The organism is Rheinheimera faecalis (assembly GCF_021290965.1).
In the GTDB taxonomy this organism is placed as follows: Bacteria; Pseudomonadota; Gammaproteobacteria; order Enterobacterales; family Alteromonadaceae; genus Pararheinheimera; species Pararheinheimera faecalis.
In genome coordinates this window covers 50,063-73,133 of the sequence record NZ_JAJOYT010000012.1, presented here as the reverse complement: position 1 = coordinate 73,133, position 23,071 = coordinate 50,063, and the positions used below count along the sequence as shown (strand labels likewise).

The 23,071-nt window shown below is 47.8% G+C and carries 19 protein-coding genes; 8 read left to right on the top strand and 11 right to left on the bottom strand.

Going from position 1 to position 23,071, the window contains the following annotated elements:
• Positions 1-13 precede the first annotated feature (13 nt).
• Positions 14-919 carry a UbiA family prenyltransferase gene (locus tag LSG34_RS17130; RefSeq protein ID WP_233010327.1) on the bottom strand — a complete coding sequence of 302 codons (906 nt, stop codon included), beginning with the start codon at positions 917-919 and terminating at the stop codon, positions 14-16.
• Positions 916-2,829, bottom strand: coding sequence for a 3-dehydroquinate synthase (locus LSG34_RS17125; protein ID WP_233010326.1), 1,914 nt, complete (start codon positions 2,827-2,829; stop codon positions 916-918). The genes LSG34_RS17130 and LSG34_RS17125 overlap by 4 nt, the downstream gene beginning before the upstream one ends.
• Positions 2,830-3,140: 311 nt before the next feature.
• Between LSG34_RS17125 and LSG34_RS17120 the strand changes: the two genes are divergently transcribed.
• Entirely contained in the window at positions 3,141-6,335 is a 3,195-nt protein-coding gene (locus LSG34_RS17120) for a DEAD/DEAH box helicase (RefSeq protein ID WP_233010325.1), read from the top strand.
• Between the two features lie 235 nt (positions 6,336-6,570).
• Here LSG34_RS17120 and LSG34_RS17115 read toward each other — a convergent pair whose 3' ends face one another.
• Positions 6,571-6,891, bottom strand: coding sequence for a hypothetical protein (locus LSG34_RS17115; RefSeq protein WP_233010324.1), 321 nt, complete (start codon positions 6,889-6,891; stop codon positions 6,571-6,573).
• A 373-nt stretch (positions 6,892-7,264) separates the two neighbouring features.
• Here LSG34_RS17115 and LSG34_RS17110 point away from each other — a divergent pair, with 373 nt between their 5' ends.
• The 6 genes from LSG34_RS17110 (at position 7,265) to LSG34_RS17085 (ending at position 14,166) form a co-directional block, all read left to right on the top strand.
• Positions 7,265-8,452 carry a serine hydrolase domain-containing protein gene (locus tag LSG34_RS17110; protein WP_233010323.1) on the top strand — a complete coding sequence of 396 codons (1,188 nt, stop codon included), beginning with the start codon at positions 7,265-7,267 and terminating at the stop codon, positions 8,450-8,452.
• 599 nt (positions 8,453-9,051) lie between these two features.
• A complete protein-coding gene (locus LSG34_RS17105) occupies positions 9,052-10,107 on the top strand; it encodes a hypothetical protein (RefSeq protein WP_233010322.1) in 1,056 nt (351 codons plus the stop codon).
• The gene (locus LSG34_RS17100) at positions 10,107-11,156 is read left to right on the top strand and encodes a hypothetical protein (RefSeq protein ID WP_233010321.1); all 1,050 of its coding nucleotides are present in this window, start codon (positions 10,107-10,109) and stop codon (positions 11,154-11,156) included. The genes LSG34_RS17105 and LSG34_RS17100 overlap by 1 nt, the downstream gene beginning before the upstream one ends.
• Positions 11,157-11,286: 130 nt before the next feature.
• Positions 11,287-11,682, top strand: coding sequence for a rhodanese-like domain-containing protein (locus tag LSG34_RS17095; RefSeq protein ID WP_233010320.1), 396 nt, complete (start codon positions 11,287-11,289; stop codon positions 11,680-11,682).
• A gap of 170 nt (positions 11,683-11,852) precedes the next feature.
• Positions 11,853-13,397, top strand: coding sequence for a methyl-accepting chemotaxis protein (locus LSG34_RS17090; protein ID WP_233010319.1), 1,545 nt, complete (start codon positions 11,853-11,855; stop codon positions 13,395-13,397).
• 22 nt (positions 13,398-13,419) lie between these two features.
• Complete coding sequence (locus LSG34_RS17085) at positions 13,420-14,166, top strand: SDR family oxidoreductase (RefSeq protein ID WP_233010318.1); 747 nt, start codon at positions 13,420-13,422, stop codon at positions 14,164-14,166.
• Positions 14,167-14,202: 36 nt separating this feature from the next.
• Here the strand turns inward: LSG34_RS17085 and LSG34_RS17080 are convergent, their stop codons facing one another.
• Both LSG34_RS17080 and LSG34_RS17075 read right to left on the bottom strand, forming a co-directional pair.
• Positions 14,203-14,493: a putative quinol monooxygenase gene (locus tag LSG34_RS17080; protein WP_233010317.1), complete on the bottom strand. Its 291-nt coding sequence runs from the start codon at positions 14,491-14,493 to the stop codon at positions 14,203-14,205.
• Between the two features lie 130 nt (positions 14,494-14,623).
• Complete coding sequence (locus LSG34_RS17075; RefSeq protein WP_233010316.1) at positions 14,624-15,583, bottom strand: GlxA family transcriptional regulator; 960 nt, start codon at positions 15,581-15,583, stop codon at positions 14,624-14,626.
• A 216-nt stretch (positions 15,584-15,799) separates the two neighbouring features.
• On the opposite strand from LSG34_RS17075, the gene LSG34_RS17070 reads away from it, so the two are divergent.
• On the top strand, positions 15,800-16,585 hold the full coding sequence (locus LSG34_RS17070; RefSeq protein WP_233010315.1) for an SDR family NAD(P)-dependent oxidoreductase: 786 nt from the start codon (positions 15,800-15,802) through the stop codon (positions 16,583-16,585).
• 72 nt (positions 16,586-16,657) lie between these two features.
• Here the strand turns inward: LSG34_RS17070 and LSG34_RS17065 are convergent, their stop codons facing one another.
• Genes LSG34_RS17065 through thiC form a run of 6 tightly spaced genes read right to left on the bottom strand, consistent with a single transcriptional unit; the run spans position 16,658 to position 22,962 of the window.
• Complete coding sequence (locus LSG34_RS17065; protein WP_233010314.1) at positions 16,658-17,404, bottom strand: HesA/MoeB/ThiF family protein; 747 nt, start codon at positions 17,402-17,404, stop codon at positions 16,658-16,660.
• Positions 17,394-18,947, bottom strand: a complete 1,554-nt coding sequence (gene thiE / locus LSG34_RS17060; protein WP_233010313.1) for a thiamine phosphate synthase — start codon at positions 18,945-18,947, stop codon at positions 17,394-17,396. The genes LSG34_RS17065 and thiE overlap by 11 nt, the downstream gene beginning before the upstream one ends.
• A complete protein-coding gene (locus tag LSG34_RS17055; RefSeq protein ID WP_233010312.1) occupies positions 18,944-19,738 on the bottom strand; it encodes a thiazole synthase in 795 nt (264 codons plus the stop codon). Before LSG34_RS17055 ends, thiE begins: the two co-directional genes overlap by 4 nt.
• Before the next feature lie 2 nt (positions 19,739-19,740).
• Complete coding sequence (thiS, locus tag LSG34_RS17050; RefSeq protein WP_233010311.1) at positions 19,741-19,953, bottom strand: sulfur carrier protein ThiS; 213 nt, start codon at positions 19,951-19,953, stop codon at positions 19,741-19,743.
• Positions 19,946-21,028 carry an FAD-dependent oxidoreductase gene (locus LSG34_RS17045; RefSeq protein WP_233010310.1) on the bottom strand — a complete coding sequence of 361 codons (1,083 nt, stop codon included), beginning with the start codon at positions 21,026-21,028 and terminating at the stop codon, positions 19,946-19,948. The genes thiS and LSG34_RS17045 overlap by 8 nt, the downstream gene beginning before the upstream one ends.
• Complete coding sequence (thiC, locus tag LSG34_RS17040) at positions 21,025-22,962, bottom strand: phosphomethylpyrimidine synthase ThiC (protein WP_233010309.1); 1,938 nt, start codon at positions 22,960-22,962, stop codon at positions 21,025-21,027. The genes LSG34_RS17045 and thiC overlap by 4 nt, the downstream gene beginning before the upstream one ends.
• Between the last annotated feature and the right edge of the window lie 109 nt (positions 22,963-23,071).

Sequence of the window (23,071 nt, the reverse complement as noted above, 5' to 3'; positions counted from 1 at the left end):
TGCTCTGGTGCATTTAACTGGCCCTTACCCATAGCTGGAATCGTGGCAACAGCAGGAAAACAACGACACAAAACAAACTGGCCTGCCATTGGCCTATGCTGGCCAGTACCAAAGCATCCAGTAGTGGAATACTGGCCAGCAGCAGTCCGATCAGAGGGCGGACTCTAAGCTGCTCTGCTTTTAAATAATGGCTGGTGCTCCATAGGAGCCATAGGCTGAAAAACAGCAGCAACACCCAGAACAACGGTTGTTGTGGCTGCTGTAGTGCCAGCAACAAAGGAGAAAACAGCAGCAGTACAGGCCAGCGCTGATGCAGTTGATTCAGATGTTCTTGTTGCGCCAGGTAGGTCACACCGGCAATAAAACCAGCTAACACGGCTCCTGCCAGCAACAGCTGAGGATCAGGAGCTGCCAGTAAAGTAGCGGCCACCAGATAGACGCCAAAACGACACAAGCCCATCAGCCAGACGCTGTGGCGGAATTTTTTATGCCAGAGGTTGTAGCCACAAATCACCAGCAGTAAAAACAAGGCCGCTGCAAGATTTGACCACAGATGAGCTGTGCCAGCTTTCAACCAGGCCAGTCCAAGGATCAGAGCCACAGCACTGGCAAGACAAAAAATTGCGGCTTTTTGCACCAGATGTTGGCTGATCCGGCCCTGATTAATAGGTCGTGGATTTTGATGTTGCCTGTCCCAATCAGCATCCACCACATCATTCAGCAGCATGCCGCCCAGATACATCAGAGATAACGCCAGCATAGCGCCAGGCAACAGAGTGGTTGTGCTGAAAGACCAGTCCCAGTTCGTATAATTTTGCCCCGCACTTGCCAGCAGGGCTGCCGCCAGTACATTGGTCCAGACACTGGGCAAGTTGGAGACCCGGCCTAAATCCAGCCAGACTTTCATGCTGCCACTCATAACGTGCACCACTGCCATTGAGTGTCTGGTTGTTGTCCAAGCTCTGCCAGTTGCGCCAGCGCTTGTTGCATCAGCGGCAGCTGAATTTCGCTGACATTCTGATAAGCACCAAGATGAGTGAGCAGTGGGATGGACAGCTCGCCGCCCAAATGTTGTCTGAATTCTTCCAGACCTGCGAGGATCAGTGGCATGCCTTCTGTGTCTGTGGCGGCCAGTTCAGGTTGCCATAAACTGAATCCAAGTTGCCTGATCAACTGAATCAGCCGCAGCGCTTCGCTTTGACTGAGCCAGCCCAGTTGCACTGCATACAAAGCATCCAAAACCATACCAATAGCAACGGCTTCGCCATGCCGCACTCTGTAGTGGGATAAATTTTCCAGTTTATGAGCTGACCAGTGACCATAGTCCAATGGCCGGCCATTGCCGCGCTCAAATGGATCGCCACCTTGGGTGATTTTTTCCAGATGCAGTTGTGCACAGCGATAAATAGCGTATTTGCTGGCTTCTGGCGCAAATAAACGCAGTTCCTGTTGATGCTGTTCCAGCCAGCAGAAAAATTCTGCGTCTTTAATAGCCGCTACTTTGATAGCTTCCGCCAGACCTGCAATACGGTCCCGCTGGGGTAAAAACTTCAGCAGTGAAAAATCATTAATCACAGCATGAGGAGGGCAGAAGCTGCCTAATAAGTTTTTGTGGCCAAAGGCGTTAATACCGTTTTTAACCCCAATACCTGCATCGTTTTGTGCCAGCACTGTGGTTGGGAGCCGCGCTAAACGTATGCCCCGGTGAAAGGTTGCGCAGGCGTAACCCACAGTATCCAAAGTGGCTCCGCCACCCAGCGCTAACACCCAACTGTGTCTGTCTATGCCATGGTGCAGCAACTGCTGATACAGCTGGTCCAACACAGCTTGCTGTTTGGCCTGTTCACCTGCAACTAGTGCGACAGGCTCGGCCAGCAGCAATAATTCCTGTTGATGAAAGGCAAAATAGCGCTGAATGTCTTTGGCTAAATCCGGATTGGCCTGCAACAGACTGGCGTCAGCAAACAGCAAAACCTTAGTGGCGGGAGTGGCCACTGTGGACTGTGGATGCAGTAATTCGAGTAAAGTTGGGTTAGCGGGGGAAAAAATCTGCTCACTGAAAATCACCGGAAACTGATAGCTGATCTCAAACTGCGCTGTTAAGTCCTGCGCTACAGCAGTGGTCGGAGGGGTTAAACTCTTTGTTCTTTTGGACCATAACCATGAACCCAGCATCAGTAATCCGGGTAGCACCATGGCGGATATCACAATCAGCCAAAACGCCTCCTTGCCAGAGAGCACAGTGCCTATATAACCGTAAGCTACTGCCAATCCACAATTGGCCAGCATAGTCAGCAGTAAAAATTGCCGTACAGGGTAAGCTTGCATACCAGCTGCAAGTACTGAGGTTTCTGCCAGTACTGGCACACCTCTGAGCAATACCAAAGCTGTAGCTCCGAGATTAGACTTCATCTTGCTGGCTTTGTTTTTTTCCGCAGGGCTGATCCAGACCCTGCTTATAAGGCGGAAATAACCTGCGCCGAGCAGATAACCCAGAATACAGCCCAGAGTCAGGCCAGAAAAAATCACCAGACTGCCCACTACAGGCCCCAGCAAAGCGACAGCGGCCAAACCCACCATGCTGGATGGCACCGGCAACAATACATCCAGCGCCAATATCGACACCAGGATCAGTGCAAATGCAAGCAAGGTATAAGGATTGTCTGTATTCATCTGGCCTAATTCGGTAAACCAGAACAGAATTTGTTGTTCAAACAGCAGAAAGCTGAGGAGCACCAGACTGGCAAATAATAAAATTGAAACCCAGAACTGAGTTGGAGATAAATCAGGCTGTGTGGTCCGTTTTTCTGAGTTGTAGCGCTGAAGCATGCGGCAATCCCTTGTGTGCTTGTTTTATTCTGCTGGTGGTTTTTTGTTTAGATAACAGGTATTTATCAGCCGCTCTGAGCTTAGACGATGTTTCATTTTTCAGGTCAAAATAAAGGTGTTATAAAGTTTATATTTTCCTTATATTTGATATGTTGTTGATTTTTATGGTTATATTTTTAGTGTCGTTTTTGCGTTTCTACTTTGGTGTGAACAGCATTTTGTCCGTCCAGCGCAAAGTAAAAGGACTTTGCTTTGGCTGCTCAGTAATTTGAGGTAGCATGAACGCCATTTGGTTTTAAAAAATTTGGCGTATGACTGCTGATTTTGTTTTTCCTGTCTCTGCGGAGCAGTTACAGCTCTGGTTTCACCCTGCCACCTTTCATAAGGCGCGGGCTTATTTTCTGGCAGGGAAAGTGGTGCAGCTGGATTATGAACCTGACTTTTCTCAAATCCGCAGTCAGGTCTGGGGCGATGGCTTTAGCCCTTTTAAGCAGCTGATTTCTATCTCTGAGCGGGATGGTCAGGTGCAACTGACAGATTCCTGCACCTGCTCTGAGGGCAACAGATGCAAACATGTGCTGGCGGCCTTGCTGAAGCTGAAACATCAACTGGACCAATTGCAGCAAAAGTCGGTGCAACAGCCAGTACGACAGCTTAACCAATGGTTTAGCGAAGCTGAGCAATATAATCCTCCAGTTGCAGCAACGACCACTGAAGATACAGTTTTGTATGAACTGCGCCCCAGTAGCTTAGGTTTACAACTACTGCCCAAACGTGTGAAACAAGCTAAAAATGGCAGTTACAGCAAAGGCAAAATTATTGCTCAAAGTGAGCTTTCCGGGCAGGTCCGTCCTTTATGGCTGGCCGAAGACGACTACCGCTTATTACAACAGTTTTTTGCTTTTGATTTACGCCGTCAGGCCTTAATTGAAGATCAGTGGGGTTATCAGCTGCTTTTAAAAATGCTGGAAACAGGCCGCTGTGTGCTGGATGAAGAGCGCCGGGAGTTATTCTGGGGTGATACTTTGCCGCTGCAATTACGCTGGTTAAAAAGCAAAGCTGGCTGGCAGTTATTACAACTGATGCCGAAAGATCGCGAACTTGAACTGGTGTTTACTGATCCGCCTTGTTACCTCGATTTAGTCAATAATCAGCTGGGTTTACTCGACAGTGACATTAGTGGTCGTGAACTGAAGCTATTAATGCGCATGCCGCCTGTGCCAGCTGCCGTATTGCAGGACAGTATGAAACGGCTGCAGCAAATTTTCCCTAAGCTGAATTTACCTGTGCCGGACGACAGTGCGGTACAAAAAATTGAAAGCAAACCAGTGCCTGTATTACAGCTGAAGTTACTGACGCAAAAAAACAAAGTCAGTAAAGCTGTGGCTGTATTGCAAATGGCGTATGGCCCGCATTTATTGCCATTGGATCTACAGCAATCCCAAACTCAGTTGCAACTGGATAACCAGACGGTATTTATCCGCCGCGACCGTGACAGCGAAATCAAAGCGCTGGAAACTCTATCGCAGTTTGGTTTACGTTCTGTGCCTGTTGAACAATCTACAACACCTTATTTTGACTGTGGCGAAGGGCCGGAAAACCCGTTGTTATGGCAGCCGTTATTGCAAGCCATTCCAGAGTTAAAACAACAAGGTTGGCGCATCGAACAGGACAAAGCTTTTAATCAGGCGGTGATCCACGCCAAAGCTTATCTGGAAGTGACAGACAAACACACTGGTGGTTTTGGTTTAGCTATTCAGGTCGAAATTGATGGTCAGCAAATTCCTTTATTGCCTTTAATCACTCAGTGGTTACGTAGTTTTGGTTTGCCAGCGGCCGATGAAACCTTGTGGCTGAGTTTACCTCAAGGCAAATTGCCTTTGCCAGTTAGCCTGATCCAGCCTTTGATCGACACCATAGTTGAGCTGCTGAACCTGAAAAAAGCACCCAGCGAAATCGAACTGCCGGACTATAAAGCCGCCTTATTGCCAGGGCCTGGTGCCGAAGAAATCCGTTATCTAAATGCCGGTCGTTTGCAGCAGTTGGTGACTCAGCTGCATCATTTTGATGGTATTGAAGATGTCCCAGCGCCGCTCACTTTAAAAGCTCAGTTGCGGCCTTATCAGCAGCAGGGTTTAAGCTGGCTTTGCTTTCTACGTCGTTTTGGTTTGGGTGGCATTCTGGCGGACGATATGGGTTTGGGTAAAACTGTGCAAACGCTGGCGTTTTTGCTGCATCAGCAAGAATTGGGTTTGCTGAAGCACCCGGCTTTAATCGTCTGTCCTACCAGTTTATTGGGCAATTGGGCGCAGGAAGCGGCGCGTTTTGCACCTTCACTGAAAGTACTGACTCTATACGGCCCTAAACGTCAGGCGCTGTTTGACCAGTTGGAAAAATACGACTTAATAGTCACCAGCTATCCGCTGTTGGTACGGGATTTAGCTTATTACCAGACCCATCACTTTAGCCTGATGGCGCTTGATGAAGCTCAGCATATTAAAAATGCCGGTTCGCAGTCGGCGCAAAGTGCACGGCTGGTCAAAGCTGACTTTAAGCTGGCGTTAACAGGCACACCACTGGAAAACCATTTAGGTGAACTTAAAGCTTTATTTGATTTTGTCTTGCCGGGTTTATTAGGCACAGAAGCACGATTTACCCAGGTGTTCCGCAAGCCAATCGAAAAGTCAGCCGATGCAGAAAGGGCACACGCATTGCGTCAGCGTATTGCGCCTTTTATGTTACGCCGCACTAAAAAGCAGGTCGCGACTGAATTACCGGATAAAACCGAAATTCTGCAGCTGCTGGATATGGAATCGGATCAGCGCAATTTGTACGAAAGTATCCGTTTAATTATGGAAACCAAAGTACGGGAAATGTTTTTGCGTAAAGGCGTTGCCGCCAGCCAGATGGAGTATCTGGATGCGCTGTTAAAGTTACGCCAGGCCTGTTGTGATGCGCGGTTATTGCCCATAGAGCAGGCGCAGCTGGTGCAGAATAATGCTAAGTTGCAGTGGCTGCGGGACACTTTACCTGAGATGATCGAAGAAGGTCGTAAAGTGCTGATTTTTAGCCAGTTCTCCAGCATGCTGAGCCTGATAGAGCAGGAACTGCAGTATATGGATATCAGCTACAGTAAGCTGACAGGCCAGACGAAAAAACGGCAGGAACAAATAGACGAATTCCAGCAGGGCGACAATTCGGTATTTTTAATCAGCTTAAAAGCTGGTGGTACGGGCTTAAACCTGACAGCAGCTGATACTGTCATTCACTACGACCCATGGTGGAATCCGGCAGCCGAAAATCAGGCGACAGACAGGGCTTATCGTATTGGCCAGGATAAGCAGGTATTTGTCTATAAGCTGATTATCAGCAAAACTGTGGAAGAAAAAGTGCAGCAGTTACAGCAGTTTAAACAAGGGCTGGCCGATCAGATTTTCAGTCTGGGTCAAAGCCATATCTGGCAGGGTGAGGCGCAGGACTTACTGGCACTGTTTAGCGAGGACTAATTAGCTCTGGTTTAGGATTAAACGTAACAAGGGCAAGCCCGAATTATCTAAATCCAGGCTGGTGGCCAGTAACCAAGTTTCTCTAAGACTTGCTAATTCATCACGACCGCAACTTGCACGGCTTTTTACTCCATAAGAACAGACTTGCTTGTAAATTAGGTACCGTTATAGCGCATGGTACGCTAGGGTGTACCATATGCTCTTAACTGGGATCTGCTTCTAAATTCAATCTACTTTATTCGCACGACACATTGATTTGAAGTCTTGTTTTATCAACAAACTCCTGGTCAACAGGGAAAGCTAATTCCCTATTTCTCATTACATAATTGTCTACTTCACAAGCAACATCTTTTTTCATCTGATGCAATGCCTCAGCATCAGATGACACCTTATGTACCTGTTCCAATCTATGCATTGCCTGATAAATATTAAATTTCAATCTCCATTGATGGTAGTCATATATGTTATACAGTACTGTAGTAAGGACACCCAAGGCGAAAAATAGTAAAGCAAAGATACTGCCTTTAACAATCGATTTTAAATTACGGCTTGTCATAGGAAACCTCTATATCATCCTGCGGATATTAATAACACACCAGTTGAGGTTTCATCACTCCCTCACTCACTGTTCCGGTGTATCTGATATTGCATACTCTATTGCCATAAAGAGCATACCTATACCTGAATAATAGGCCTTACCCGCAGAAGATAAAGAGTAGCTATCATTGCTACTGGATTGCAGTTGCTATCAATAGCTGATTCAGGCATAAGAGTAAAAGGTAATATTTGTTGGCGATAGATCAGAGCGCCAAACGCCATGAATGTTCCTTCTTACCTCATCTTTTTGTTTCCAATAGATATTTTGTAATGGTATGTCAGAGGTCGGCTCTATATTTGGGTATAGATATTAGATAGGGAAGAAAAAGGCGATGATGATCAAAAGCTTAGCGTTTCTGTTGCTCTGTGGTATCAGTGCCTCTGTCGTGGCAACTGAACCTTATGATCGCATAGCGCCTTTGCTCGAAAAGGCTATTGCAGATAAGCAATTACCTGGTGCTGTGGTATTGGTTGGGCAAGGCGATAAGGTTTTATATCGTAAGGCTTTTGGTTTTATCACCTATTCACCTGCAGCGACTGTCACTACACCAGATACAGTTTTTGATTTAGCCTCCCTAACCAAGCCTTTAGTGACAACAACCTTAATAATGCAGCTGGTCGAGCAGGGCGAGTTGCGCTTAACTGATCCTGTCGGCAAGTACCTGCAGCAGCTTAACGATGCGGAAGTGAAGAAAATCACTATGCTGCAATTGCTAACCCACAGCTCAGGTTTAGCTGATGGTTTTGACCGACGTGAATTCTGGCAAGGTAAAGCAGGATTAGACGGCGCGCTGGCAAAGCTTAAGTTAAAAACCAAACCGGGTCAGCAGTTTGTGTATTCAGATATAGGCTTTATTTTATTGGGGTTAGTGGCTGAGCAAATTACAAAACAGTCTTTGGATCTATTAGCAGAGCAACGTATTTTTCAGCCGTTGGAAATGAAAGACAGCCGCTATTTGCCTCTGGATAAGCCCTCGCAAGATGTCGCTTATATACAACGTATAGCCCCCACCGAAAACTTGAAAGGGGATGCGGATTATCAAAAGCTACTGCCAAACTACGCTCAGCCTTATTTACATGCAGTGGTGCATGACCCAACAGCCTTGCGTTTAGGCGGAGTAGCTGGTCATGCCGGAGTTTTTGGTACAGCGGACGATCTGGCGTTGTTTGCCCAAATGCTGCTGAATGGCGGTGAGTTAAAAGGCCAAAAAGTGTTGTCGCCACTGGCAGTGCAACGTTTATTAACCCCGGTTGTGATAGGCAACCAAAGTCGGGCTTTAGGTTGGGATATGCAGACGGGCTACTCAGCGCCTAAAGGTGATTTATTACCAACAGGCTCTTTTGGCCATACAGGTTTTACCGGCACCAGTATCTGGCTAGACCCGGCAAGTCGCACCTATATCATTCTGTTATCCAACAGAGTTCACCCAAACCGCGATACCTCCATCACCGACCTGCGCGCTAAACTGGCGAATATAGTGGCATCAGCTGTGTCTCTGAATAAATCCCCAAATAATTAACCCGCACTATAGAAGCCAGTATTTTTACTGCTTTGAGTTTTTTCGATTCTGAAGCTCATTACTGAGCAAAACGCTTTAATCCATAAAGTTAGCGTTGTGCTGTTTAAATGGCTTTGTGTCTTACAAATAGTGGAGGTTTATATGCTTGAAATTACGGATTTAGTTCTCGAATTAAAGAAAATGGACATGGGAAAACTAACCATGGTTGCTGTTATATTGGCTTTGAGTTGCGTTTTCTTCGCCCTTCAGCTCGCGTATAAAGTTATTGAGTTGACCTATTAAGCAAAGCTGGTTCTTTTAATCCAACTCAAAAAATAATTTGAGTAATCACTTTAAACACCAGCCCAATTCAAATCAAAAAGTCCGCTGGTCTGGCTGCTGCTTTAGCCTGAAGTTTTAGCTATTTGTTAACAAATAAGGTTGCTGAAAATTCAAACACAACACTCTGGCTTTGCTGCTTCATCTGCGCCATTTACAGCAAATCCGGCATTGCATTGTCATTGAGCTGTTCTATCTTGTACTGGGATTTGTAACTTGGCATCACGGAAATGATGCAAATAAAACAATAAATTCACAAAGACAAGAACAAGGACAAACGAATGAAACTACTGAAAATGGCAGCAGCTGGCTTGGCGCTGCTGAGCTTACCTCTTTCTGCTGCATTAAATGGTCATCCTGTAGTCTTAGTGCATGGTTTTCAGCCGGCTAATTTAGCTGAGCGACCAACAGGCGCTGATGTCAGCAGTAACGGCGCCGACTATTGGGCTGGTTTTTGGTTAAGCCGCGCCGATGCACGTATTGACTGGCCTTCACAAGAACGTATAACAGGCAAAATTGCCACAGATTATGTCTGGCCAAAACTGCAGCAGTTATCCCGTGCTGGCACCTGCAACAGCGGTTGTATTTTCGTCAGCCATTCCACAGGCGATCTGGTCACCCGTTATATCATCGACAACCAGGCTTTATGGCTGAAAAACGCCGGCTTACAGCCACTGAATATCATCGCCAGCTTTGACTTTGCAGGAGCAGGTGGTGGGGTGGAATTGGCTGATTTAGCCGTCAATGTAGCTGGAGGGGGTAGCTGGACAGATGCAGCCTTACGTGCAGCTTTATCTTTATGGTTAGGCCAAATGCCTTCACCTTCCAACATTGGTGTGCTGAATGATTTGCGCGTCAATACGGCGCGTCAATTGGCAAGCTTCCCAACCAGCCGGGTGCCACGTTTACGTTTTGCTGGCGCTGGCTCTGACTTTTTAAATGCCACAGGGCCATTTTTACCTGGTACTGACGACGGCGTTGTAGCCAGTCATTCGACCTGTGGCTCTTCTGCTGTCGGCTCTTTTGACAGTTGCAGTGCGAACGTGGCTTTTGATGGCAAACTGGCCAGTCAAAGCAGTGGCGTTAAGGGCTTTATGCCTTATCACTACCCCATGCTGATGGGCAATGATTACAGCCACAGTGGCCTGATTGAAGATAGCCGCGATGGCGAAGTGACAGCTGCTAATGCCAGAGCCACTTATTTAAATGCAGAGGCTTTGCAGTTCCAGACTTATCAGCAATCACGAGGTTGGTGGGTCTTTGCCTCTAACTATTTATTGGTGACAGGCTCAGATCGCCAGAGTATGTCGTCTTTAGTCAGTCAGGCTGCTGATTAATGCCGAAGAAAGTTTTGCTTACCTTGCTGCTGGTGCTGATGGCACTGGCAGCTTTTTGGTTTTGGCCTAAAGCTGAAACAGCTGTTGTGGTATTGGATAAACCACAGTCTGATGCTATTGCTGAACCTCAGCAAAAAGCTGTGGTGCAAACTGCCGAGCCAGTGCAAATGGATCAGTATCAACAGGAGGAACTACAGCAAAGTTTTAGTTTGTTGTCGCAGGCGTATGCAGCTGAGCTGAGCTACCCAGCCTATTCAAGGCCTTTAACTTCGGCTGATCATCAACTGCTGAACCCTAATCACTTTGACACTGTGGCCTTGCCGCTGGAAGGCGGCGCCAGCGCCAGTCTGATCTTGCCCAAATACCGATTCAGCTACCCTGAAGCTGTGGTGTTTAAACTGGTAATGGCGGGCTTATCGCCACAAAATGTGAAAGCGGAATTACGTCAACAACAAAGCGGTAAAGTGTTGGCGCAGGCCGATTTAACAGCAGGTGCGGATGCCAATGAATGGACACATCAGTTTGATGCCACAGAAAACTGGGATGGAGCTATGGAGCTGGTGGTGCTGTTTGAAGCCCAAGGCAAAACCCAACAACTACAAACAGGGCTGGACTACAGCTATCCGGTTGCCACTATCACGGGCATTGGAAGCAGCAGTTCGCGTGGCGCTGATTTAGTGATACCAGTTGAGCTGGAGGTAAAAAAAGCCGGTATGTATCGTCTAAGAGCCAATTTATTTACTGAAAGCAAACAGCCGCTAGCTGTGCTGACGGCAGAAGAACAGCTAACAGAGAGTTCAGCCAAGCTCGAACTGCGGGCTTTTAAACAGGTATTACAGCAACAAGGCGGTCCTTATTGGCTCGGTACTTTTGTATTGGAATTACGATCCGCCATGCCAGGTGAAGCCAACAGATACGGCGACAGCAAAGAGCCAGGTTTTGTGGTGGAGGCTATTAACTTTGGCCAACTTAGCGACGAGCCTTTTGTGTTAAGTGACGAGGAAAAGCAGCGGTTACAATTTTTACAGCAGATGGCGGGAGGGCGGTGATATTCCACACTCGGACCTGTCTTCGTTTTGGGAGCTTGGAGCAACTAGCCACCTGAACCTTTACCCATAACTCCACCTCCACTGTATTTCGGTATATAGTAAATCCAACTCACTACACAGGACTGCTTTTATGAAAACCGGAGCCCAGCTTGTGGCCGAAGCCAAAGCCAAAATTCAGGAGCTGACAGTGCAGCAGTTGGCTGCTTTATTACAAACCAGTCAGGCTCGTATTATTGATGTGCGTGAACCTGCTGAGTTTGCCACTGGCCATATTCCGACTGCTGTAAATATGCCCCGGGGTGTGCTGGAAATGCAGTTGCCGCAGCATCCTGCTGTTGTTGAGCATAAGGACGCCGTAGTAGCTTTAACGGAACTGGCCACTCAACCTTTGTATTTAATTTGCCGCTCCGGTGCCCGTTCTGCTTTGGCTGTGGAGTCACTGCAACGTATGGGCTTTCGTGACTTATACTCAATAGCAGGTGGTATGCAGGCCTGGACGGACAGCGGTTTTCCTATCCGGCAATAATGGCATATATACCCAAGCGACCTAGACTTTAGTCGCATTCCCCTGTGGATGGTTTGACAGTTGCTTGCATAACAGAAACACTGCCAGAACCGAAATGCCGCAGAGTCATCAGCTCTGTCATGTTTTCTTCTGCCATCTTGTCTCTGGCCTTTGTCGAATGGGAAGTCGTTATGGAAAATGTACGTGCTGCAGTGGTTTTTGTTGTGCTTTGGCTGGCGGCGCAGGTGTTGTACCTGTGGCTGGACTTCAACAGCTGGCTGTTAGTGCTGTTCAATCTGCTGGCTGTAGGTGGTTTTTTGTTATGGGCAGGGCGTCAACAACCAACAGTGCAGCCAGTGCAAGAATCCAATACGCTGGCCAACAGCGCTCACCACATTACCGAAGCCACTTCAAAAATGGCGATAGGCGCAGCAGAGGTTTCCTTTTATATCGATGGGTTAATTAAAGACATCAAACACAGCGGCGACGACTGCGGCCAAATTGGCAGCGCAGCTACAGGCTTAGCCGATACCAGCGGTCAACTGACAGATAATCTGCAACAAATCAGCCATAGCATTACCCACACCGCCAATGCCTGCAGTGCAGCCGATCAGCGCCTGCAAAAAAGTGTAGGTAACATCAACCAGTTAGCTAATGCGGTCAGTGATGCAGCTGCCCGGCTGGAACAACTCAAAGGCAGTGCCGACGATATTCAGCGTATTACTGAAGTGATCACAGGCGTGGCCAATCAAACCAACTTATTAGCGTTAAACGCAGCTATTGAAGCGGCTCGGGCCGGTGAACAGGGCCGTGGTTTTGCCGTAGTGGCGGATGAAGTGCGGGCTTTAGCAGGTAAAACCTCAGAAGCGACCAAAGACATAGCGAAAATGTTGGCTGACATTCGTAGCCAGAGCGAACAAACCGCTGATGTCATGGCGCAGTTGGTGCTGTTAAGTGGTGATGTGCAGCAGGAATTACAAAGTGTGGCCGCAGGTTTTAACGGCATCAATACCGAAGTGGGGCAGGTGTCCGCTGCGCTGGAGCAAATAGAGCAGGTTAGTACTGGTCTGGAAAACACCAGCCAGCAATTGGGCCAGTCTATTCAGAGTATTAATAAAGCCTTATCAGCGATAGAACATAAAGGCAGCACAGTGGCCGATCAAGCCATTGAATTATCAGTAGAAACTGAAAGTATTTACCGTGAGCTCAGCACTGTTACTGAGCAAAGTTTCTTCAATCCTGTACTTAAAGAAGCTCAACAAGCAGCAGCTGCTATTGGCGCTTTATTTGAAAAAGCGCTGAGCGAGGGCAAGTTGACTGAACAACAGTTATTTGCCGAGCAGTATCAGGCCATCGCCAATACCAATCCACAAAAATTCCATACTGCCTACGACAGTTTTACCGACCAGTTTTTCCCTTTGATCCAGGAGCCTATTTTAGAGCGTCATAGCAATGTGTTGTACGCTGGTGGTGTGGATCGTAAGGGCTATTTCCCGACTCATAATAAAAAATACAGTCAGGCGCTCACAGGGAATTACGAAAAAGATTTGCTGCAAAACCGTACCAAACGGGTCTTTGGCGACCGCACCGGCAGCCGCTGTGGCAGCAACACTCAACCTATGCTGCTGCAAACCTATAAACGTGACACAGGCGAAATTTTGCATGATTTGTCGGTGCCCATTATGGTCAAAGGCCGGCATTGGGGTGGGTTTAGAATAGGCTTTAAGCGGGTTTGAGCTGCTCATCAAAAGAAATAAAATGAAAAAAGTGCTGATAGTCACAGGAGGCAGTCGAGGTATTGGCGCTGCTACTGCAAAACTTGCTGCAACTCAGGGTTACGCAGTATGTGTAAATTATCTTCATAATCAACAGGCTGCAAATGCTGTTGTGGCCGATATTCAGGCTTCAGGCGGCATTGCCATAGCGATGCAGGCTGACCTTGCTGTTGAAGCGCAAATAGAAGCTTTATTTGAACGTGTTGATCAGGAGTTGGGGCCTTTAACTGCATTGGTGAATAACGCTGGTATTCTGGAACAGCAAAGCGGCTTGCTGGATATGGATCAAGGCCGTTTACAGCGTGTCTTTGCTGCCAATGTGATTGGTCCTATGTTATGTGCCCGCGAAGCTGTGAAGCGGATGTCGGTAAAGTTGGGCGGCAAAGGCGGCGCTATTGTAAATGTATCTTCTGTGGCCTCCCGTTTAGGTGCACCGGGTGAATACATTGATTACGCTGCGTCCAAAGGTGCTTTGGATAGTTTCACTCTGGGATTATCCAAAGAAGTCGCCGATCAAGGCATCAGAGTCAATTCTGTGAGACCAGGTTTTATCTACACAGATATTCACGCCAGCGGCGGCGAACCAGGTCGGGTTGATCGCATCAAAGACTCCATTCCAATGAAACGAGGAGGGCAGCCGGAAGAAGTTGCACAAGCGATTTTATGGCTGTTATCTGCTCAGGCATCTTATGCTACTGGCACTTTTATTGATTTGGCCGGAGGAAGGTAAAGCTCATATAGACTGAGCTTTACCACCTGAATTCACTTAACCAACAAACCCAAGTCGTCTTAATGTGACATGCGCCAACGCATCCTGTTGTTTGCAATACTCGCCAAAATGGCGCAGATGAGCAGTATTGTTATGTCCTTCCAATGCTTGCTCAGTTGTCCAGATCTCCTGCATTAAAAATAATCCAGTGACAGTCTCATCCGCAAATAACTCATACTGCTGACACCCTTCTTCCTGGCGTGTTGGTTCAAGCAACTGCAACAACGCCTGTTTAACTATCTGTTCTTTGCCTGGTTTGGCCTGAATTTCTGCCAGTAAATACACCATGTTTTGCTCCGTTAACGCTTAATGAAAGTGGCTTAATACAGTTTTTCTAAGGCAGCAGAATAAAAGGTATGATTCAGCAGTAAAAGAGCGGATATCCCGAATCAGTTTCAAAAATTATTTGATAATAGACTTAAGACAAATACACATTATCCTGCTGCAGCCGTGACAAATGCACAAAGGCTTTGGGCGACTGGCCGTAGGTGCGCAAAAAAGCGCGGCGCATCCGTTCTTCGTCGCCGAAGCCTGTCATAGTTGCAATACGGCTGATGGAGGAATGGCCTTGTTCTATCAAAGATTTGGCTGCTTCCAGCCTTAGTTTTTCTATAGCTTTGGCTGGTGCCATGCCGGTTTGGCTATGAAAGACTCTGCTGAAATGGCGCGGGCTCCAGTGCACATGCTCTGCTAGATCGTCCACTGTTAAATCTTTTTGCAGGTTTTCTTTAGCAAATCTAAGCGCATCTCTGACCCTATCTGAACTGGGTTCCAGTTCTGTCATAGCCGAAAACTGAGACTGTCCGCCAGTACGTCTATGATGCACCACCATCAGGCGCGCTATGCTTTTTGTCACTTCAGCGCCTAAGTCGGCCTCTACTAATGCAAGGGCTAAGTCGATACAGGCTGTTGCTCCGGCTGATGTCCAGACCTGACCATCTTTGACATAAATTTTATCTTCATCCACCAAAACCGCAGGGTGCTGATCCTGCAGATGCCTGCCCCAGGCCCAGTGGGTTGTGGCTCTTTTGCCATCCAATAAACCTGATTTCGCCAGCACAAAAGCGCCACTGCAAATACTGGCAATACGGTTTGTACCAGAGGCCGCTTCGTTTAATTTTGCTTCTAAAGCCGGCATGGCTTTTGGAATAAGCAAAGCTCCGGCTATTACCAAGGTGTCATAAGTGCCAAAGCCTATGGGCTGAGTCTCTATGACTACCCCGCTGGAGCTTCTGACTGCTCCCCCTTCCACAGACAAAGACGCAAACTGGTAGTGGATTTTCTGTTGCATTGTATTGGCGAACTCAAAGACGGTCAGGGCGGCTAAGTCCAGGATCTGAAAATCATCATACACAATGAGCCCGATACGCTTATTCATCTGATGTCCTAAAAGGTGGGTAATTCGTAGAAATGTATAAATTTATATTGCGCATTATTTGTACTTTTCAAAGCTTTGTCCAGCTGTATTAAGTTTATTTTTTCCTGTTTCATCCTAATGTCAGAAATGTCCTTAAATGCGTTTTTTGTGTCATTTATCTTATTTTACGTTCTGCCACAATGAACCCGTCTTCAACACTTATTCAAGGAATATACTATGAACACTAAAACTGCTTTGATCACTGGCGCTTCATCTGGCATAGGTGCTGTATATGCGGATCGCTTAGCCCGTCGTGGTTATGACCTGATCCTGGTGGCTCGTAATAAAGAGCGTTTAGACGCTGTAGCTGCTTCAATACGCAGCGCAACAGGTCGCAATGTGCAACTGATCCAGGCTGATTTAGCGAACCCGGCAGAATCAGCTCAAGTGGAAGCCGTGTTGGCTAAAGGTGGTATTGATCTACTGGTCAATAACGCAGGTTTTGGTGCTGTAGCGCCTTTACTGCAAAGCGATATCAAAGACATGGTCAGCATGATTGATATCAATGTCACCGCCTTAACCCGCCTGACCTATGCCGCAGTACCAGCATTCATCAAACAAGGTAGCGGCACCTTAATTAATATTGCTTCTATAGTCGCTGTAGGGCCGGAAATTCTGAATGGTGTTTATGGTGCAACCAAAGCTTATGTGCTGGCACTGACTCAGTCGCTGCTGCATGAACTGGCCTCGCAGGGCGTTCGAATTCAGGCGGTATTGCCAGGTGCGACTGCCACAGATTTTTGGGATGTGGCAGGCCTACCGCATGAGCATTTACCTACTGAAATTGTCATGAGCACCGCAGATATGGTGGACGCTGCTTTGGCAGGTCTGGATGCAGGTGAAGTGATCACTATTCCGCCATTACAAGATGGTGCTGAGTGGGATGCATTCGAAGCGGCCCGCAAAGAGTTATCACAACGTTTTGGCCATACCAAACCAGGCCCACGTTATCTAACTAAATAATTGATTGGTAAGGAAGTTTGTGAAAACCACAGCCTTAACGCTGTGGTTTTGAGCTGCCTAACAAATAGTATTTCAGTCTGTTTTTTCAACCCGGCAATGGCAACTTTGCGCTGGCATATCATAAGCAGATAACCTGAATCCTATCCCCTCAAACTGCCAGAATTTTGCCTGATGGTCCGGATGAATAATTTGTTGGATCAGTAACATAGCTTGCATAGAACCTATAATCCCAGGCAAAGGTGCCAATACGCCTAAGCTGCTGCAATTGCCGGATTGATCTGTTAAATCCGGGAATAAACAGCTGTAGCAGGGGCTTTGGTTATGTGCAAAAGGCCAGAGCACCAGTTGGCCTTGTTGGGCTATAGCGGCAGCGCTTATCAGGCTGATTTGATGGTGCTGACAGAGCTGATTGATAAGCTTTCGGCTTTTGAAGTTATCAGTGCAGTCTAATACCCAGTCAGTATTTGCCAATAAAGTTGCAGCATTGTCGGCGCTAAAATGCTGTTCTACGGCTTTGATCTGTACATAAGGATTGAGCTGTTTAAGCTGGCGCGCTGCTATTTGGGCTTTATTAAAACCTCTGTCGCTGTCGCGGAATAAAACTTGCCGTTGCAGGTTGGACAACTCCACTTTATCGCCGTCAACCAAGGTCAGTTGGCCTATACCGGACGACACCAGATACTGACTGGCGGCATTGCCTAAACCACCACAGCCAATGAGCAGCACTTTCGTTTGTTTTAGTTTCAGCTGAGCTGCTTCGCCAAAACCGGGTAACATCAATTGGCGGCTATAACGGATAAATTCTAAATCAGTGAGCATGAAGCGCCTCGCTGATTAACTGTTGCATCTGTTGCACCCAAAGTTTGGGATCTGTTGCTTGAGCAAATCCCTGTACTACAGCTAAGTGCCTGATACCAGTCGCTAACACAGCTTTGGCATTGGTTGCATTAATGCCACCAATAGCTACCAACGGAATCTTTGGGAATAAGGCAGGATAACGATAAAGCTTCTGCAGACCCTGTAATTTGCCGCCCATTTCTTTGGTTTGGGTGGCAAAAACTGCGCCTATCGCCAGATAACTCGGCTTGAGTTGCTGCGCTCTTAAGAGTTTATAAAAACCATGGCTGGATACACCCAGCCGAAGTCCGGCTTGTTGCAAAGCTGCTAAGTTGGCTTGATCAATGTCTTCCTGACCTAAATGCACACCATAAGCGCCAAGCTCCAAAGCTAGTTGCCAATGATCGTTGATAAACAGCTGAATATCAGGGTGCTGACAAAGCTGAATTGCCTCTTTGATCTGTTGGCGTAGCAGCTGCTGATCTGTGTTTTTTATCCGTAGCTGTAGGGTTTTGACTCCGGCCGCTAAGGCTCTTTGTAACTCTGTGACTGAAGGCACTATCACATACAAACCCAAAGCTGCTTTTAGAGGCGCAAAGGCCTGGGTCTGTGGCTGCAGATGTTCAGTGAGCAACTCTGGTAAAAACTCCGGCTTGGCAGGAAAACCGTGATGACCTAAAGTGCCTGTGTGTTCTGTAAGCACAACTGGCTGACTTAATCCCTGATTGATATAAGTTTTGGCCACCACAAAAGCATCTTCCAACGCATAACCTAAAGCCAAAGCCGCCGCCAAAGCACTGCTAAAACAACAACCTGTGCCATGGTTAAAAGCATGTTGTTGGCGTGGGCTGCGAAGGCGGATCTGATGGGTATAAGCCGGATAACCGCAGTAGCGAAAATCAGCGCTAATAAAAAGCTGATCGGTGCACACTGTCGTCTCCGCATGGCCTCCTTTTACCAGAACGGCTTTTACGTCGGCTTTGAACAGCAGCTGCACTGCCAGCTCAGGATCTGAGCTTTGGGTTAAAGCCTCCAGCTCTGGCAAGTTGGGTGTCAGCAGATCAAGTTGTGGCAATAAATGCTGCATCACCGCCTGATATAAATCGGGCTCTGCCATTGTTGAGCCTGAACTGCTGATAGCAACAGGGTCGTAAATCACCAGTAAGTCAGGTTGCTGTTGTCTGAGTTGCCTGACTAAATCCGTCAGCCAAAGCACCTGGGCAGAATTGACCAGCAAACCAATTTTAATCACTGAAGGCTTCGCATCTTTGAGTAAAGCAATTGCCTGCTGTTGCAGCAAATCCACAGAGACAGTCATGCACGCATCAACACCAGAACTATGCTGGGCGGTAATAGCTGTAACTAAAGTGCATAAGTGCAAGGGCTGCTCTGGCTTGGAAAAACTCTGGATGGTTTTTAAGTCGGCCTGAATACCAGCGCCTGCGCTATTGTCTGAACCTGCAATACTCCACAGTATTGTTGTCTGCATTGTTGCCTGATTTGCTGCATGAGTTGCTTGAATCATGGAGCCTCCTGCAACCAAAACGGCATACCAAGCACTGGTGTCGAAGGGCTGGCGAAATCCTGTTTCGGCATAGCGCCCGCTAAAAATGCTGAGCGGCCAGCGGATACAGCCTGAGAAAAAGCCTTAGCCATCAATAGAGGGTCTTTGGCCAAAGCCACAGCGGAATTTAGTAATACGCCATCAAAGCCCATTTCCATCACCTGACAGGCGTGACTGGGTAAACCTAAACCTGCATCCACTATTAAAGTGGCGTCCGGTAAACGCTCTCGTAAAGTCCGCAGTGCATAAGGGTTTAATACACCTAAGCCCGAACCTATAGGCGCTGCCCAGGGCATCAACACTTTGCAGCCGAGTTCATACAGTCTTTTGCACAGCACCAAATCGTCTGTGCAATAAGGCAAGACCTCAAAACCATCCGCCAGCAGTTGTTCGGCCGCTTGTAACAATAAAATGGGGTCGGGCTGAAGGTTGTAGTCATCACCTATCAGCTCTAGTTTTATCCAGTTGGTCTGGAAAATTTCCCGCGACATTTGTGCCAAAGTCACAGCTTGTTGCACCGAATAGCAACCTGCAGTATTGGGTAATAGCCTGAGTTTTAAGTCGCGGATCAGTTGCCAGAACTGCTCGCCGCCTTGCTGTTCAGGCGCTTGCCGACGCAAGCTTAAAGTTACAGCCTCGCAGCCACTGTGTTGTAATGCCTGCTGCATCATCGCTGGGTTTGGATACAAAGCGCTGCCTAAAATCAGCCTGCTGCTAAGGGTTTGGCCGTAAATGTTAAATTCGGTTTGCATGCTTAACCTCCGGCTATAGGGCTGACAATATCAAGCTGATCACCGGCTTTTAGCAGAGTGTCTGGATACTGGGCTGCAGCAATAAAACGGCCATTTAAAGCCACAGCAAAAGGGGCATGAAAGCGTGGCAACAGATCGTTTAATTGACTGGAGTTTAAGATTTCGGTTTTACCATTCAGCCAGATGCTTAGCTCTGTTTTCATATGTTCAGCCATAACACAGCTCCTTAGCTTCACTGAGCTGCAGCAAAGCCAGCTGGGCCACTTGTTCAGCCAAAGCCGGGCCTAATAAATAACCGTGACGGTATAAGCCATTGACCCGAATAAGGCCGGGTTCATCTGAAATTGCAGGTCTGTTATCTGGCAAAGCGGGGCGGGCCGAAGCCTGTACAGTTAAAATTTCCGCATCAGCAAAAGCAGGGTCTACTGAATACAAAGCCGAAAGCAGTTCCAGCGTCGAACGCACCGAAGGACCGGATTGATCAGCCGACTCCAGCTCTGTAGCGCCTACCACAAAAATACCGTCGCCTTTGGGGGCTATATAAAGCGCATAACGCGGATGGAATAACCGCACAGGGCGGCTAAGTTGTACTGCTGGCGCTTTAACTCTTAGCACTTCTCCCCGCACAGCCCTTAATTGAGGTAATTCAGTGGACGCACCTAAACCACGGCAATCAATCACCAAATCAGCTTGCTGTAACTGACCGTTACACCAGAGGTGGTTGCCTCTAAATTCAACGGCTGAATGAGCTTCCAGCGACACACCTCTTTGCTGCAATAGCTGCAGGGAATGTTGTAAAAAAGCCTGATTATCTAGCTGTCCTTCGCCCGGCAAATAACAACAATGCTGAAAACGAGTGGCTAACGAAGGCTCAAGTTCTGTCAGTTCAGTTTTAGTGAGCCATTTGGGCTGATAGTGTGGTTGGGTTTTAATTTGACTGACCAAATGCAATAACAGGTGCTGTTGCTGTGGGTGAGCCAGCAGCAAAGCCCCTTGGTGTTGCAGGCCAAAATCTGGCAGTTGCTGTTGCAGCTGTTGCCACAGCTGCATACTGCGATAGCCCAGCTCAACTAAATCCTGCTCTAAAAGCACAGATTCCGCCAAAGGCGATAACATAGCGGCAGCAGCAAAAGCTGCACTGGGTTGATACAGCTCTTGGTCAGGGTTAAAACTACCCTTTTCCAGCAGGCGAATACGGGCTGGCTTTGGCCAAAGTCCTGGTTCGGACAAAGCCAAAGCGCATAAACGTCCCATTAAACCGCCGCCGAGGATCAGCAGCGTCGGGTTCATAGCTGTGGTTCCTCCAACTGTGAATCAGAGCCGTGATAAAGCTCTGCACCAGATTGACGGAATTGCTGCGCTTTTTTCTGCATTTCTGCTTGCTGTACCTCAGTATCCAGCTGTTTCACTTCAATACTGGCGGCATAGTCGCGCACATCCTGACTGATTTTCATCGAACAGAACTTAGGGCCACACATAGAACAAAAGTGCGCTACTTTGCCGGATTCCTGTGGCAGCGTTTGATCGTGATAAGAGCGGGCGCGTTCAGGGTCTAAACTTAAATTAAACTGATCCTGCCAACGGAACTCAAAACGGGCTTTGGATAGGGCATCATCCCGTATTTGCGCACCCGGATGGCCTTTGGCTAAATCGGCGGCGTGGGCGGCAATTTTGTAGGCAATCATGCCTTCTTTGACATCGTTTTTATCAGGTAAACCCAAATGCTCCTTGGGTGTGACATAACAAAGCATAGCGCAGCCATACCAGCCAATCTGAGCAGCACCAATAGCTGACGTCAGATGATCGTAACCCGGTGCTATATCTGTGGTTAGTGGGCCTAAAGTATAAAAAGGCGCTTCAGCACAGTATTCCAGCTGCAACTGCATATTTTCACGAATAAGCTGCATAGGCACATGGCCGGGGCCTTCCACCATCACCTGCACATCTTTAGCCCAGGCGCGGTGTGTCAGTTCACCTAAGGTTTTCAGCTCGGCAAACTGAGCTTCGTCATTGGCATCGGCTATAGAGCCAGGGCGCAGACCATCACCCAAACTAAAGCTGATATCGTAAGCGCGCATAATGTCGCAGATATCGTCAAAGTGTTGATATAAAAAGTTTTCCTGATGATGCGCCAGACACCATTTGGCCATAATAGAACCGCCACGCGAGACTATGCCGGTCAGGCGTTTGGCCGTCATAGGCACATAAGCTAAGCGCACTCCGGCGTGAATAGTAAAATAATCCACCCCTTGCTCCGCCTGCTCAATTAAGGTGTCGCGGAATAATTCCCAGCTTAAGTCTTCAGCTATGCCGCCGACTTTTTCCAGCGCCTGATACAAAGGCACAGTGCCAATAGGTACAGGGCTGTTGCGAATAATCCATTCGCGGGTTTGATGAATATAACGGCCAGTGGATAAATCCATCACTGTATCTGCGCCCCAACGGGTGGCCCACAGCAGTTTTTCCACTTCTTCTTCGATGGACGAACTGACCGCTGAATTGCCGATATTGGCGTTCACCTTCACCAGAAAGTTACGGCCAATAATCATAGGTTCAATTTCAGGGTGATTGATATTGGCGGGCAAAATAGCGCGGCCTGCCGCTATTTCCTGCCGGACAAATTCAGCAGTAATTTGTGTGGGTAAGTTGGCACCAAAACTCTGGCCCGGATGCTGGGTTCTGGCTTCAGTGGCCGCAGCCAGATTAGCGCGGCTTAAGTTTTCCCGAATGGCTACGTATTCCATTTCCGGCGTAATAATGCCACGACGGGCGTAGGCCAGTTGAGTGACAGCTACACCAGCTTTGGCTTTGCGTCTTTCTGTTAAAGCCTCGAATCTTAAGCTTTGCAGGCTTTCATCCAGCCACTGCTCTTTGCTGTAGACAGAACCAAAGTCGGTCACCAGTTCAGTGTCGCCACGCTCTTTGATCCAGTCAATACGGAGGGTTGGCAAACCTTTACGGATATCAATTTGAGCGTCAGGGCAGGAATAAGGGCCTGAAGTGTCGTACACCCGCACCGGCGTATTAGGCGCAAACAAAGGCTGGTCTTTGGTACCGCCAATTAAACTCGGTTGCAGTTCAATTTCACGCATACCGACTTTCACGCCGGGTAAGTCGCCTTGAATATAGACCTTGCGGCTGGCGGGATAAGGCTGGCCTTGAAACTGCTGAATAAATTGTTCGGCGGCAGCGCGGGTGGCGCGACGGTTTTGATTTTCTGACATATAAACTCCGATGAAATAATTAAATAGTTAATTTTCAACAGAGCTTGGGAAAAGCGTGGACAGCCATCAAAAGATGAGCCGAATGAGTGCGCCAACAGGCAGACGGATC